The organism is Tautonia rosea (assembly GCF_012958305.1).
Taxonomy (GTDB): Bacteria; Planctomycetota; Planctomycetia; order Isosphaerales; family Isosphaeraceae; genus Tautonia; species Tautonia rosea.
Genome location: NZ_JABBYO010000067.1, coordinates 1 through 327 on the forward strand (window position 1 = coordinate 1; position 327 = coordinate 327).

At 63.0% G+C, this 327-nt stretch carries 1 protein-coding gene; it reads left to right on the plus strand.

Annotated features, from left to right (window positions below; genetic code table 11):
* Positions 1-108: 108 nt before the first annotated feature.
* Positions 109-327: hypothetical protein (locus tag HG800_RS27115; protein WP_206352496.1), on the plus strand; the 219-nt coding region annotated here is incomplete at its 3' end.

Here is a 327-nt window from a genome sequence, read left to right on the forward strand (position 1 = left end):
TCAGCCTCCCCGGCGCAGCCCCCGAGCCCCCGATGCGACGAGCACGATACCCGATACGAGGAGGATAGCCCCCAGGAAGATAGGAGGCCAGCCATTACCCGAGCTGATATGGACGACAAACTCGGACCACCACTGCCTCCCCGACAGAGCCGGGTCGATCATGCTGGCGAAAGCGAGCACGAAGAGGATGAGGAAACCGCCGAGCGATGCGATGCAAGTGCCGCAGACGATCTTTCCCACGGCGAGAAGTCTCGGGAGGGACGCCTAACGACCAAGCTCAGCGGACCGGACCGCCGAGAGAAAGCTGAGACTGACCAAGAAGAGCCG